This window comes from Pedobacter foliorum (assembly GCF_013266735.1).
Lineage (GTDB): Bacteria > Bacteroidota > Bacteroidia > Sphingobacteriales > Sphingobacteriaceae > Pedobacter > Pedobacter foliorum.
Genome location: NZ_JABSNU010000015.1, coordinates 69,453 through 83,951, shown reverse-complemented (window position 1 = coordinate 83,951; position 14,499 = coordinate 69,453). Strand labels below are relative to the sequence as shown.

Genomic DNA, 14,499 nt, shown 5'->3' with positions numbered 1-14,499 from the left:
TTTTGATGAAAAGTCTGTTAAAAGCGGGTTCTTTATAAGTAAAACAGGGAAAAATTATTGTCGGTTCTGCATTTATTGGGGAACAGATAAACAATGTTATTGAGTATACTGCATGTTTATACATAGCTTTAATCAAAGAATAGGAAATAACCGCTGAATTACTATATTGCAGGATTAATAGGGAATTAAACTAATGGAAAAAAAGGTTTCAATTAAAGATATCGCCAAATTATTAGGCATCTCAATCAGTACAGTTTCTTTTGTTGTAAATGGTAAAGCTAAGGAGAAGAGGATTAGCGAACCTTTAACTAAGAAGGTTTTAGAACTTGTTGAGGAATTGGGCTATAAACCTGATGCCTTGGCTAAAAGCTTTCGCACAGGAAAAACCAATATTATTGGCTTTTTAGTTGACGATATTTCAGAACCATTTTTCTCTGGTATTGCAAGGTTTATTGATGAAAAAGCTTCGCAAAATGGTTATAAAATCATTTATAGTAGCACAAGAAATAACAAGACAAAGGCGCAGGAATTATTGCAAATTTTTCAGGATAGGCATGTTGATGGATATATTATTGCCCTTCCGAATGGTTTGGAAGACGAAGTTAAGTCTTTGACCATGAGTAGAAAACCCGTGGTTTTGTTTGATAGATATTTTCCCGATATTAAAGCTGACTATGTAATTATCAATAACCATGAAGGTACATTTAATGCTGTTAAACATTTAAAAGATAAAGGATATAGAAACATAGGATTTATAACAATCGATACAATTGAACAGCAAATGCTAGATAGATTGAGCGGTTATGAAGATGCCATTAAATCTGAGGGTTTAAAATCGCATGTTAAAAAATTAACTTATGGCCCTTCATCAGAATTAATTCAAGACGTTTCTGCATTCTTAAAAGAGGAAAAGGGTCTTGATGCTATTATATGTGCTACCAATTATATTACAATGGCTGGGTTAAGGGCTATTCAACAGCTTGGTTTGAAAATTCCCGATGATATTGCGCTATTGTCATTTGATGATTTTGAATTGCTAGAGTTTTCTGCACCTCCAATTACCGCTGTAGCTCAGCCCCTTGAAGAGATTGCAGAAAATATAATGAATCTTTTATTAAAAAGACTAAATAGCTCCAAGAGCGATGAAGAGCAGTTTGAGGTTGTATTACCTACTGTTTTAAATGTGAGAAGCTCTACTGTCGTGAAACTTTAAACACAAATTTTATTTTCATCCAAGAATTATATTTGGCTAATACTATAATTAGGTTGGTATAGCCAATAAGATTTGGTTTATCTTCTTAATATATGAGAGTTTACTGAACTTTATTCTGAGCCCTTTTTTCAAAAAACTGCTTCCGACTTTTGCGGTACCAATATAAACCGCAATGGCTAATAAAAAGTATAATTTTGGGGCAGGCCCATGTATTTTACTAGATATTGTTTTAAATGGGGCTTCTGATGCTGTTAAAGATTATAATAGAACTGGGATAAGTATTCTGGAGATTTCACATCGGTCATCAGAATTTGAAAATGTAATACATGAATGCCAGAGTCTTGTTCGAGAACTTTTAGGTGTACCAGACAATTATAGTATCTTATTTTTGCAAGGAGGGGCAAGTACTCAGTTCTCTATGGTACCCATGTGCCTAATGCAGCAGCTTAAAAGAGCCTCTTACCTAGATACAGGATGTTTTTCTTTAAAAGCTATAGCTGAAGCTAAATTATTTGGACCTGTCCATATTGTTGCTAGTTCTAAGGATAGCGATTACGACCATATTTCTTATGATTATTATATTCCTGGTGACTCGGTCTATTTTCATTGTACTTCAAATAACACTATTGAAGGAACAGAAATTTTTACATTTCCTGAAACAAATGTGCCAGTGGTGTGTGATATGTCTTCTGATATTTTTAGTAGACAAATTAATGTTGCTGATTTTGACCTGATTTATGCAGGTGCTCAAAAAAATATGGGCCCAGCTGGACTAACACTCGTTATTGTTAAAAAAAACGCTTCTGCAGCGCATGGAGAATTTAATTCCTTCAATGTCCGATTACCGCATTTATGAAGCGCATAATTCAATGTTTAATACTCCTCCTGTATTTTCTATTTATGTAGCGATGCTGAATTTACGCTGGTTAAAGGGAATTGGTGGAGTAAAACAAGCAGAGCAAAATAATATAGCCAAAGCAAACCTACTTTATGATGCAATTGATAACAGTGACTATTTCTATGGATTGGCAGATAAACCTGATAGATCCAGAATGAACATGACTTTTAAAATGTACAATAGAGAACGGGAGACTGAGTTTTTGAATTTCACCGAAAGCAGGGGGGTACTAGGGATTCATTGTTATCGTTCCATCGGTGGCTTTAGGGCTTCCCTATACAATGCCATGGAAATTTCAGGTGTGGAGGTTTTGGTGGAATGTATGACCGACTTTATGAGTAAGGATCAGTTTAAGAGCTTTAAATTTAAATCAAATACAATATGAGACGACTAATGATCACCCAGTCTATTTTAAACAGGGATTCAGGAGAGCTATCGTTATATCTGAATGATATAAATAAAATTCCTTTGATTGGCCTGGATGAGGAAGGGGAGCTTGCGAAAAAAATTAGAGAAAATACTGAAGGAGCCAGAGATAAATTGATTAGGGCAAATCTTCGTTTTGTGGTTTCCATAGCAAAGACGTTTCAAGGCAAAGGACTTCCACTAACCGATTTAATTAGTGCTGGAAATATAGGACTTGTATATGCTGCTGAAAGATTTGATGAAACCAGAGGCTTTAGATTTATTTCCTATGCCGTTTGGTGGATTCGCCAAAATATCTGGAAATATTTACAGGAAAGTAACCGCATAGTAAGACTGCCCGGGAATAAAATATTAAACCTGTTGAATATTAATAAGGCCAGTAATGCCATTGAGCAAAAGAATGAAAGATTACCAACTTATCAGGAACTTAGTGAAGAAACAGGACTTTCGGCAGAGAAAATAGCCGATTGTATTTTAAGTTCTCAGAAGACCTATTCTTTAGATATGGTGACGAATGATGAAACAGGTTACACTTTAATTGACACTATAGCTGATGAGAATTCGCCCACTGCTGATGCCTCTTTAATGCTTGAATCTTTTAATATTGATTTAGATAAAACCCTTAAGATATTACCTTTTAGACAAGAGATGATATTAAAAATGTTTTTTGGAATAGGGCAAACTGCGCGAACTTTGGATGATATATCAGTACTTTTTAATCGCAGTAAGGAGCGAGTGCGACAATTAAAGGATGAGGCATTGATAATTTTACGAGTTTATCTAAAGGGCAATCCTGATCTTAGGTTTTAAATAGAAAAAAACCGCCTGTTAATAAAACAGACGGTTAGACAAAACTATTGAACCTAATTATTTGCCTTATTTTTTATTTTCAGCTGGTTTTGGAGCAACAACTGTAGTGGTTTTTTTAACTGTAGCTTTTTTATGTGAAACTGTTTTGTGAGCTACTGGTTTTTGGGCAGCTGCAGTTGTTGGAGTAGCTGGTTTTTGAGCAGCAGGAGTTTGTGCAAATGCGCCAAAAGTTGTTGCAACTAATGCTAACGCTAAGATTGTTCTTTTCATGTCTAAAATTATTTTGTGTTAATTGTTAGATCAAAGTTGCAAAGTAAACATGAAGATTTAATGAAGATGGAAGGTCGCTAAAAAGGGAAGGTAATCTCAACAGTAGTACCCTTGTCTTTTTCTGATTTGATGCCCACAACAATCTGATGAAAAGCCGCAATACTTTTGGCTATAGCCAGACCGAGTCCATAGCTATCCTCCTTTTTAGACTGAAATTTTTCGAAACGGATAAAAGCATTTTCAACTTCCTCAGAACTCATTCCCTGGCCAGTATCGGCAATGTAAAGATGAAAGCCATCGGGTTTATTACTACCGTAGATGTTTATCCGACCAGACTGAACATTATATTTAATGGCATTGCTAACTAAATTACTTATCAAAGTATGGAGTAATGAACGGTTACCCGTAAAAGTATAATCTTCAGGAAGATTAATGCTTAGTACCAACTTCTTCATAAGTAATCGATGCTCTAATTCTTCATACACTTCGGTTACTGTTTCTTTTATTGAAATCTTATCCGGTTTGTTAAACTGATTGTTTTCAACCTTAGAGATTAAAAGCAAACTATTTATGATAGATTTTAAACGACTTAATGTTTTTAAACATGCAAATAATTTATTCTCACCTTCCTGAGTTAATTTCTCATCATTGAGCAAATTCTCTAATCGGGTGCTTAAAATAGAGATGGGTGTAAGTAATTCATGAGATACATTGGCTATAAATTCCTTTTCCGTGAGAAAAAGAGTAGCAATCTTATTCATTAAAATACTGATGCTTTTATCCAATATTTTGAAATCCTCAGTTGAGGTTTTTACAGGTTTATAGTTGAAGTTGATCGGATCATTTACACGGTTTAATTTTTGATCAATTATCTGATAAAAAGGTGCTAATAAAAATTGTGTGAAAGCAAGGTCGGTTATTAAAGTTAGGATAACAGCTGCCAGTAATATGACAAATGTAAAGACCGAAATAGTATGCTCCAATTGAGATACTGCAGCCATAGTTTCACCTAATTCAAGTTGGTATCTCTTCCCTTCAAACATCAGATCAGTAGTTAATATCTGATACTCCTGCTCAATATCTTCAATACTGCGAACTTCTTGACTAAAATGGTTTTTAAGAGGTTTGTTATTTTTTTTAACCTCTTTTAGAATAATGTATTCTTCCTTAAGTAAGTTGTAATCAGTAAAGGTTCTTTGCTGGGTAAGTAAATCATTAATCTCAACAGTGGAAAGGTTTGAAATAAATTTGGCTTTCTTTTGAACTAACCGTTGCTGAAGGTGCTTTATCGAAATGTGATTTATGGATACCAGGATCAATAGACCTAGAAAGGTGATAATTGCTACCTTGGTTAGTGTGTTATATAAAGCAAGTTTAAATTGTAATTTCATAATTGAATTGCTTGAATGAAATTACAAGTTGATTCTGTAGCCAATACTTCTCACGGTTTCAAACCATTCTATTTGAGCAAATGCAGATAGTTTTTTACGTAGGTTTTTAACATGTACGTCAACAAAGTTTGAGTCTGAATTGATTTCAAGAATATCTCCCCAAACATGTTCTGTCAAGTTTACTCTAGAAATTACCCTGTTTTTGTTTAATACCAGATAGTTGAAAATTTCAAATTCCTTATTTGTCAAATTAACTTTTTCTCCATTGAAACAAACTTTATGATTTTTGATGTCTAAAGTAAACTTGTGGACATTTATCTCGTTCATTTCAAGTTTATGCTTGCGTCTGATAATGGCATGCATTCTCGCTAATAGCTCTGTTAAAGAGAAGGGTTTTGCCAAATAGTCATCGGCGCCAGCCTCTAAACCTTTAATTCGGTCATCAACATCACCTCGGGCAGTTAATATGATCACAGCATCGTCACGGCCACCAATTTGTTTTAATTGATGTAATAGTTCAAAACCATCGCCACCTGGTAAGCCTAAATCGAGTAGAATAAAATCGTAAGAGTTTACAAAAATCTTTTCTTCAGCCGTGGACTTTTTCCAGGCGTGTTCAATTGTGTATCCTTCCTTACCCAGAAATTCAGCCATTTCCAGTGCTAGTGTCTTTTCGTCTTCAACAATCAGTATTTTCATCAGAATCTAAACGCTAAAAACCTGCATGAGTATATTATTCTAAAATAATAAACCCATGCAGGTTTCTGTAATATTAATCAATTTGATTGCTATTTCCAACCGCCACCTAGGGCCCTGTATAAATTAACAATTGATTGAAGTTTTTGAAGTCTGTCATTTGTACTATTTAACTGTGCTGCCAATAAACTCTGTTCAGAAGTTAGAACATCGGTATAGTTAGTTGCAGAGCTATAACGGAGTAATTCTTTTGTGTAATCTACAGCTTTAGTAAGCGATGCAATTTGCTTTGCTCTTGTTGTTTCTTTTTCAGATGCTGTTTGGTATGCAAATAAAGCATTCGAAACTTCTTGTCCACTAGTTAACAACGTTTGCTGAAAGCCGTAAAACGCTTGTTGTTGTTGAGCCTGGGCAGTTTTTAACCTTGCTTTATTTTGCCCTTTATTAAAAATTGGCTGTGTAATACCTCCAATTAAGTTGTAAAATATAGACTGATCAAAGAAGTTTTTAAGATCAAGAGTTGATAATCCTCCGTTGGCAGTTAAAGTTAGAGCAGGGTAGAAGTATGTTTTTGCCGTGTTTGTATTTTCAAATGCAGCTCTGAATGCAAATTCTGCGGACTGCACATCTGGTCTGTTTTGCAACAGTTGTGAAGATACACCGGCTTGCAAATTATTAAACGGTTGTTGCTCATCTAAAGTAGTACGGGTAATGCTGCCAGGTCCTTTTCCTAAAAGAATACTAAGTGCATTTTCTGTTTCTTTTATCCCTTTTTTAAGATCCGGAATGGTTACTTGCGCTGCATATAAGTTTGCCTCACTTTGTACAACAGCAGCACCATTAACTATTGCCCCTTCTTTTAAAGATTTCATAGTCTCAACATCTGTTTCCCTTATTTTTACAGTTTGCTCAGTAATAGCTAGTTGCTTATCCAATGCAAGTAAGTTGTAATAAGTATTGGCAATGTTGGCTATAAGTTGCGTTTGCACGGCCCTTTTTGCAGCATCTGTTTGTAGTAGCGAAGCATATGCCGATCTTTTAGCACTGCTAAGTTTACCCCAGATATCCGCTTCCCAACTTGTACTCAATTGAGCCTTGTATGTTTGAGTCTCGGTATTGATATTTATTCCGGGAGGGAAGTTTAAAGCAGCTCTTGATTGTTTAGTATCTGTTACAGATAGATCAGTACTTAAGCTTGGTAAAAAAGCTGCTTTACTTAGTCTTAGTGCAGCTTCAGCAATTTTAATACGCTCTATCGCCTGCTTTAAATCAAGGTTTTCATCCAGGCCTTGTTGAATTAAAGTTTGTAAAGTAGCATCAGCGAATAAAGTTTTCCAAGGTAAATTGGCAATAGTAGCTGTATCGGTACCAGTGTTGTCACGGTAAAGATCATTACTGTTTAACGCCGGGCGTTCGTATTTTTTAGTTACGCAGGCAGTTAAACAGAGTGTAGCAAAACCGATGATTATATAAGATTTATATCTAAAGTTCATGTGATTAATTTTAGTGTTCACGGGTATCTATTGCCGGGAAATCAAGTTCTCCTTGTTCTTTAACAATACCCTCCTCAAAAGGAGATTTGTTGCTTACCTTTTCTTGTAGAGTCTGGAAAATGATAAATAATGCAGGGATAACAAATATTCCAAATATCGTTCCTATAAGCATACCACCGACAGCACCTGTACCAATAGATTTATTACCTGCAGCACCAACTCCTGTTGATAGCATTAAAGGTAATAACCCAAGGATAAAGGCAAACGAAGTCATTAAAATAGGTCGTAGACGTGCAGTTGCTCCGTTAATAGCGGAATTTACAATGCTCATCCCTTTTCTTCTCCTGTCTACTGCAAACTCGACAATCAAAATTGCATTTTTTGCGAGTAGCCCCACAAGCATGATTAGGGTAATTTGAGTATAAATATTGTTGTCGATTCCGAAGATCTTATCAAAAATAAATACACCTGCCAATCCAATAGGAAGAGAGATTAGAACTGCTAGTGGTAATATGTAACTCTCGTATTGAGCACAAAGCAAGAAGTAAACAAACACAACGCAAAGCAGGAATATAAAAATGGTTTGACTACCGCTCGACATCTCCTCGCGAGATAAACCTGAGAATTCGTAACCATAACCAACCGGCAAGTGTATTGCAGCTTCTTCTTGTACTGCTTTCAATGCATCACCAGAGCTGTATCCATTATTTGGATTTCCGGTTACTGCAATAGAGGTAAACAAGTTAAAACGGGAAATTGCCTGAGGGCCGTAAACCTTTGTTAAGGTTATGAACTCACTTACAGGTGCCATTTTTCCACTCGCATTTCTTACATATATGTTATTTAAACTAGCCTGGTTTGCTCTGTATTGAGCATCAGCCTGGAACATTACGCGGTATTGCTTTCCGTATTTATTAAAGTTTGATGCATAAACACCACCATAATAACCTTGTAAAACACTTAAAACATCAGTAACAGTTAGCCCCGCTTGTTTTACAGTGGCAACATTCACATCAATTTGGTATTGTGGGAAGTTTGGATTAAAAGATGTAGACGCATATTGAATTTCAGGTCGTTTACTAAGCGCAGCTAAAAACTCGTTCCCTACAGCATTAAACTTATTAATATCTCCACCTGTTTTATCTTGTAATTGGAACTCAAAACCACCACTTGTACCAAAACCCTGTATTGTCGGTGGAGCAAAGAAAATAACTTTGGCACCTTTGATACCTGCAGTTTTACCAAATAATTCACCGATAATCTGTTTCACATCACGGGTTCTTTCATTCCATGGTTTAAGTCGTGAAATTACCATGCCATAAGAACTACCTGATCCACTGATCATACTTCTACCAACTACTCTAATTGAGTTTTTAACCTCTGGAATAGAATGTACAATACTATCAATTTGTGCAATAACCTCATTAGTGCGCTCTTGCGATGTAGAAGCTGGCAACGAAATATCAGACATAATGGTGCCCAAATCCTCATTAGGAACAAATCCTTTTGGAGTGGTATTCATTGTCCAAACTAAAACAACGGTGAAAACAGCTATTCCTAAACCAGCAATCCATTTCCTCCTTGCAAGAAATTTAACAGATCTCTTGTATCTGTTGGTCATCATGTCAAATGATGTATTAAATCCTACATAGAATTTTTGCAGGAAGCTTTTCTTCTTATCATGATCTTCTTCATGCGGTTTTAAGAACAGCGCACAAAGAGCTGGACTTAATGTTAATGCATTAATTGCTGATAGTATGATGGCAATAGCTAGTGTTAAACCAAATTGCTTATAGAATACACCCGAAGAGCCCTGAATAAAACTTACAGGAATAAATACAGCAGCCATAACCAAGGTAATGGATATAATTGCACCTGTAATATCTTCCATGGCATCGATGGTAGCTTTCTTTGCTGATTTATAGCCATGGTCGAGCTTGGCGTGCACGGCTTCAACTACCACAATCGCATCATCAACAACAATACCAATGGCTAGTACGAGAGCAAATAGCGTTAACAAGTTTATAGTAAAACCAAAAAGGTTTAAGAAAAAGAATGTACCAATAATAGCTACCGGAACACTAATTGCAGGAATTAAAGTTGAACGGAAATCCTGAAGGAATATAAATACAACTAAAAATACAAGTATAAATGCTTCAACCAGCGTATGTATTACTTTTTCAATTGATGCATCAAGGAAATCATTAACGTTTACAAGTGGTGCATAATGAACACCTTTAGGGAAATTAACTGATGCGTCATCCAAAACCTTTATTGCACCTTCAATAACATCTTTTGCATTAGATCCAGCGGTTTGATTTATGGCGATACCTAATGCAGGTTTACCATCAAAACGTACAGAACTGGCATAACTTTGAGCTCCCAATTCAATTCGGGCAATATCTTTAAGTCGTAGAACCTGGCCATTAGCCGCAGTTCTGATAATGATATTACTAAACTCGCTTTCATTTTTTAAGCGTCCTGAATATTTTAGAGTGTATTGGAAAGATTGGTTACCCTGCTCTCCAAACTGGCCTGGCGCTGCCTCAACGTTTTGTTCTGCAAGGGCTACGTTAATGTCATTTGGTACTAAACCATAAGTTGCCATTATCTCTGGTTTGAGCCAGATACGCATGGTATAATCCATTAAACCAAAAGCAGTGGCATCACCAACTCCATTGATACGCTTAATTTGAGGGATCAAATTGATATTGGAGTAGTTTTGAAGGAAAGTTTGGTCATAGGATGGATTATCACTATAAATACCAAATATCAAAACGTTACTTGCTTGCTTCTTTGCTGTAATTACTCCGGAGCGTGTAACTTCTGCTGGTAACAAACTAGTTGCCCTTGATACACGATTCTGAACGTTTACTGCTGCAAGATCCGGATTTGTACCCAGTTTAAAGTTTACAGTAATTGTAGCAGTACCATCATTACTAGCTGTTGAGGTCATGTAAGTCATATCCTCAACACCGTTAATTTGTTCTTCTAGTGGAACAACAACACTGTTCATTACAACGTCAGCATTAGCGCCCTGATAGGAAGCAGATACCTGGACAGTTGGTGGGGCAATTTCTGGATATTGAGATACAGGTAAAGTAATTAAACCCAGTACCCCTAATATTACAATTATAATTGATATAACTGTTGATAGAACAGGTCTCTCTATAAATTTCTTAAACATATATTCTGTTTCAACCGACTATTGTCGGATTGGATAAACTGTTATTTATTTTTTAAGATCAGCGAATACTGAATCTGCACTTTTCTCTTCCGGTTTAATCTCCCCACCATCTTTTAATGATTGGAAACCTTCGAGGACAATCTTATCTCCGGCGTTAAGACCTTTGGTTACTACATAGAAATTACCTTTTGCAATTTCCATGATCTCGATTTCAGTGTTTTTGATGATTCCTTTTGCATCAACAACAAATACAAACTTTTTACCTTGCAAATCTGTAGTAGATTTTTGAGGGATAAGAATTACATTCTCCAGATGTTGAGGGATTCGTACTGATGCGCTAGCACCGCTTCTCAGAAGTTTACTCGGGTTTGAAAATGTAGCTCTCAAGCTTGCTGATCCTGTGTTAGTGTTTATTAAGCCATTAATTGACTCAATTTTTCCATTCTCAGCATATGCGCTTCCATCTGCTAATACTAATGATACAGCCGGAATATTTTTCATCTGAGCTTCAAGAGTTGCACCTTTAAAGTTTCTTGAAAAATCTAAAAGCTGCTTCTCATTTAAAGAGAAATAGGCATAAACCTTTGAAATGTTTGATACTGTAGTTAGTGGTTGAGCACTAGTGCCGCTTACCAAACTACCAGTTTTAAAAGGAATACTGCCAATTACACCATCAACAGGGCTAGTAATTGTAGTGTAACCAAGGTTTACTTTCGCATTAACCAGTTCTGCTTTAGCTTGTGCCAATGCCGCTTTTCTACTTTGAAGAGTAAGTTGCGCTGCGTCGAGGTCATACTTGCTAATGATGTCCTTTTCTACTAGCGGTTTTGTTTTGTTTACTTGCAATTCGGCAGCATTTACATCCGCTTCAGCACTGCTGATTGCTGCGGCTGCAGTTCTAACCAATTGTTCATATTGTGGAGCATTAATACTAAAAAGCTGTTGGCCTTTCTTTACTACTGCACCTTCATCAACGTAAATTTTTTCAATAAAGCCATCAACTTTTGGTCTGATGTCTACATTTTGGATGCCTTCAATTGTAGCAGGATAATCTGTTTCAAGAGTGGTAGATTGAGCTGCTAATGCAACAACAGGGTAGGCCTGTACCTGATTTGCAGCTCCGGCATCCTTTTTCTTATCATTACTTCCACAAGAACTAATGATAAATAAAATTGGTAATAAAAAGTAAATAGATTGGATCTTTGTTTTCATTGTTGTAGCAGTTTTTTAGGATATTAACTATCGGGTTGCGAAATTATTGATACTTTAAAATAGATAAAACATCAAAATGTAATGTTTAAGCTACCTGAGCTTTTGTAACTAAAGCTTTGCAGAAAAGTAATGAAGTGATTAATTATTTGGCTAGGGTCAAAAAAATCAGACGGGTAAATGCTGATGGGCCTGCTCAAGGGCAAAATTTAGTTGCTCTTCCTGCGTCAATTCAGTATTATCCAGAATAATGGCATCCTCAGCCCGGGTTAGTGGGCTCTCAGCACGAGTAGTATCAGCATAGTCCCTGTGTGCAAGATTTTCAAAAACATCTTCAAGTGAAGTTGTAGTGTCGCCCTTACTTTGTAATTCTTTGAAACGGCGTTCGGCCCTGATTTTAGGGTCAGCAGTCATAAAGAACTTTACCTGTGCATCAGCAAATACTGTGGTGCCTATATCTCGGCCATCCATTACAATATTCTTAGATTTTCCCATGCGTTGTTGCTGTTTTACCATTTCTTTACGCACAAGCTTATTCGCAGAAACCTCACTCACTCTTTCAGAAACAGGCATTTGTCTAACTTCCTCAGAAACTTCTTCTCCATTTAAAGTGATGTGAGATTCGTAATCCCTAGAGTGGAAGTTTAATTCGATGTGCTGAAGAGCATCTTGTACTGCTTCAGGGTTACTAATGTCAACTTGATTGCGAATAAAGAATAATGTAACAGCTCGGTACATAGAACCACTGTCAATATAGATAAAACCTAGTTTTTTTGCCAAAGCCTTTGCAAGAGTACTTTTTCCACAAGAAGAATAGCCGTCAATTGCTATAACCAGGTTTTTTCTCATATGCAACAAAGGTAATATTTTGAAGAATGATTTTCTATCAAAATTTCCAATAAATTAAAATGGTGGTAGCAGAAATATTTACTTTTGCCATATGATACCCAATAAAGAAGATATTGTTAAGGTTGTACTATTTAAAACTTCCCGAAGTGGAGGTAAGGGTGGGCAAAACGTAAACAAGGTTTCAAGTAAGGTCGAATTAATTTTAAATATCAATTCGGTTCCTTTCTTAAATGATGACGAAAAAGCGCTTTTAAATGAGAGATTGGCACATAGATTAGATCAGGAAGGTAACCTCCATATTGTTTCGCAAGAAGATCGTAGTCAGTTGATGAATAAAGAGCGAACTATTATTAAGTTAATTGCATTGCTGAAATCAGCACTTCATATTCAGAAAGATAGAAAACCCACTAAGATCCCTAAATCAGTAATCAGAAAAAGATTAGCCGATAAACAAATAAAGGCGACTAAAAAAGAAAACAGAAGGCGTCCGCAGTTTGACTAATTTCTAATTAAACCGGTAAAACATGCTAATCGATCCGAATTGGTGTGCTTTAGCTGAACTTTTGATTTCTTTTGTTTTAAATAGCATTCCAAAATCAAATGTAAAACGTTGAGAACTGTAATTGAATCCTACCTGTTGAGCAAAAACAATGGGTTTTACGCCAAATGTAACCGGACTATCGTTGTTAAACATGCTTCCTTGAACTGTGGCATCATATGCAACAAAGTTTAATTGTGGCTTGGCATAAAAGAAAATCTCTCTTTTTACTAATGCCTTTGTTTTTGCATTATTCCCAATTACAGCATTTGTATAGGCTGAATTGAACAACTGGTTAATACCTCCTGCCCTAAATAGAATTCCAGCACCGGCACCACTAAATGTAGTACCTACGTTTGCATAACCATCAAATGAAAAATCTATTGCATTACTTGATGCACGGTGTAATAGCTTAGTATATTGAGCGGATAGATTTACCGCCATTTCGTTCTTAATTTGATATTGCCAACCATCAAGTTCATAAAAGCCCACTGTATTATGTAATAGTTCCTGACCATCTTCAGCTAATGAATTAGGGCCTGTGGTACCTATTTCTACACTTGTTTTCAACACGCTCTCATTACTGTGAAACCAACTTAAGGCCCCACCAACATATAAATATCCTGCAAATGGTCTGTCTTGTTTTGCAGGGTCTGGTGCATAGCCTGAAATAGGGTTGTACATTTTTTGTCCGACAGATATCTCATAGATTTTCTTTTCTAATCCGGTTTTTAGTTTACTCTGATCCATCGCTCTGCGATAATCAATAAATAAACCATTAGTGTAATAACGATCTGAGCCTTGAGCAAGGTAAGAGTCATTGTCACTTTTAAAGCCAAACTCATTTTTATAGGTTTGAGCAGAAGCACCGAATGTTAATATAGAAAGGATTGAAAATAGGAGAATGGATTTGCTGTTCATTTGTTGGTTGTATAAAAAAAAACTCCGGTATAAATTACCGGAGTCTAATATAGTACTTAATGACTAAAATGTATATCCTAAACTAAGTCCGCCATAATATGGTAGAAAAAAGTCTTTACTAAAGACAGGACTCAAGCCTGCTCTAAATGAAAAGCCACCATCCGCGGGTTGTACCCTATAAAAGAAACTTAGTGTTCCAATTACATTACTTTCATTTTTATTGAACAAAACTTCACTATTACCGCTTGTTGAGATAAAAGTTGCACCTAAGCCCATTTCAAAAAACTTATTCCCTTTTCCCATCAAATAATTTAGGGAAAGTGGTACCGTTGTTATTTTATCTCCATCCTGAGAGTAGTAACCTATACCAGCTCTTCCACCTAGTCCGTCTCTATTGTTGGTGAAACGAGAATCATAATTTGCGGTAAATGTTAGGCCTTGTCCGCCTAATTCAATAAAAATGTTTTGTGCTCGCTTTACTGCAGGATCACTTTCCTGTGCAAAAACACTACCGAATCCTATTGTTAAAAACAGGATGGTCAGTAGTAGGGTATTTCTCTTCATCTTAAATAGTTTGTTTGACCGCAATATTAAACAA

The 14,499-nt window shown here is 36.0% G+C and carries 14 protein-coding genes; 5 read left to right on the top strand and 9 right to left on the bottom strand.

The features are described from left to right. Positions 1-193: 193 nt before the first annotated feature. From HQN83_RS21855 to HQN83_RS21845, 4 genes are all read left to right on the top strand, one after another. On the top strand, positions 194-1,213 hold the full coding sequence (locus HQN83_RS21855) for a LacI family DNA-binding transcriptional regulator (RefSeq protein ID WP_173093351.1): 1,020 nt from the start codon (positions 194-196) through the stop codon (positions 1,211-1,213). Positions 1,214-1,385: 172 nt separating this feature from the next. Beyond that, positions 1,386-2,069: a 3-phosphoserine/phosphohydroxythreonine transaminase gene (serC, locus tag HQN83_RS25470; protein WP_317172531.1), complete on the top strand. Its 684-nt coding sequence runs from the start codon at positions 1,386-1,388 to the stop codon at positions 2,067-2,069. Further along, positions 2,026-2,496: an aminotransferase class V-fold PLP-dependent enzyme gene (locus HQN83_RS25465; RefSeq protein ID WP_317172530.1), complete on the top strand. Its 471-nt coding sequence runs from the start codon at positions 2,026-2,028 to the stop codon at positions 2,494-2,496. The genes serC and HQN83_RS25465 overlap by 44 nt, the downstream gene beginning before the upstream one ends. Continuing rightward, positions 2,493-3,347 carry a sigma-70 family RNA polymerase sigma factor gene (locus HQN83_RS21845; RefSeq protein ID WP_173093349.1) on the top strand — a complete coding sequence of 285 codons (855 nt, stop codon included), beginning with the start codon at positions 2,493-2,495 and terminating at the stop codon, positions 3,345-3,347. The genes HQN83_RS25465 and HQN83_RS21845 overlap by 4 nt, the downstream gene beginning before the upstream one ends. Positions 3,348-3,413: 66 nt before the next feature. Here the strand turns inward: HQN83_RS21845 and HQN83_RS21840 are convergent, their stop codons facing one another. The 7 genes from HQN83_RS21840 to cmk all read right to left on the bottom strand — a co-directional run bounded on the left by HQN83_RS21840 (position 3,414) and on the right by cmk (position 12,442). Further along, positions 3,414-3,617 (bottom strand): hypothetical protein, encoded by a 204-nt coding sequence (locus tag HQN83_RS21840; protein ID WP_173093348.1) that lies wholly within the window; start codon positions 3,615-3,617, stop codon positions 3,414-3,416. 77 nt (positions 3,618-3,694) lie between these two features. Continuing rightward, positions 3,695-5,008 (bottom strand): sensor histidine kinase, encoded by a 1,314-nt coding sequence (locus HQN83_RS21835; RefSeq protein WP_173093347.1) that lies wholly within the window; start codon positions 5,006-5,008, stop codon positions 3,695-3,697. Between the two features lie 21 nt (positions 5,009-5,029). Beyond that, positions 5,030-5,707 (bottom strand): response regulator transcription factor, encoded by a 678-nt coding sequence (locus HQN83_RS21830; RefSeq protein ID WP_173093346.1) that lies wholly within the window; start codon positions 5,705-5,707, stop codon positions 5,030-5,032. 89 nt (positions 5,708-5,796) lie between these two features. Next, entirely contained in the window at positions 5,797-7,197 is a 1,401-nt protein-coding gene (locus tag HQN83_RS21825; protein ID WP_173093345.1) for an efflux transporter outer membrane subunit, read from the bottom strand. 10 nt (positions 7,198-7,207) lie between these two features. Then, positions 7,208-10,384, bottom strand: coding sequence for an efflux RND transporter permease subunit (locus tag HQN83_RS21820; RefSeq protein ID WP_173093344.1), 3,177 nt, complete (start codon positions 10,382-10,384; stop codon positions 7,208-7,210). Between the two features lie 45 nt (positions 10,385-10,429). Next, the gene (locus HQN83_RS21815) at positions 10,430-11,596 is read right to left on the bottom strand and encodes an efflux RND transporter periplasmic adaptor subunit (RefSeq protein ID WP_173093343.1); all 1,167 of its coding nucleotides are present in this window, start codon (positions 11,594-11,596) and stop codon (positions 10,430-10,432) included. Between the two features lie 165 nt (positions 11,597-11,761). Further along, complete coding sequence (gene cmk, locus HQN83_RS21810) at positions 11,762-12,442, bottom strand: (d)CMP kinase (protein ID WP_173093341.1); 681 nt, start codon at positions 12,440-12,442, stop codon at positions 11,762-11,764. A gap of 91 nt (positions 12,443-12,533) precedes the next feature. On the opposite strand from cmk, the gene arfB reads away from it, so the two are divergent. Beyond that, on the top strand, positions 12,534-12,944 hold the full coding sequence (gene arfB, locus HQN83_RS21805; RefSeq protein ID WP_173093339.1) for an alternative ribosome rescue aminoacyl-tRNA hydrolase ArfB: 411 nt from the start codon (positions 12,534-12,536) through the stop codon (positions 12,942-12,944). Between the two features lie 3 nt (positions 12,945-12,947). On the opposite strand, the gene HQN83_RS21800 is transcribed toward arfB, so the two are convergent. Together HQN83_RS21800 and HQN83_RS21795 are read right to left on the bottom strand one after the other, a co-directional pair. Then, positions 12,948-13,901: a lipid A deacylase LpxR family protein gene (locus HQN83_RS21800; protein ID WP_173093337.1), complete on the bottom strand. Its 954-nt coding sequence runs from the start codon at positions 13,899-13,901 to the stop codon at positions 12,948-12,950. A gap of 63 nt (positions 13,902-13,964) precedes the next feature. Then, positions 13,965-14,465 carry a hypothetical protein gene (locus HQN83_RS21795; protein WP_173093335.1) on the bottom strand — a complete coding sequence of 167 codons (501 nt, stop codon included), beginning with the start codon at positions 14,463-14,465 and terminating at the stop codon, positions 13,965-13,967. Positions 14,466-14,499: the final 34 nt, after the last annotated feature.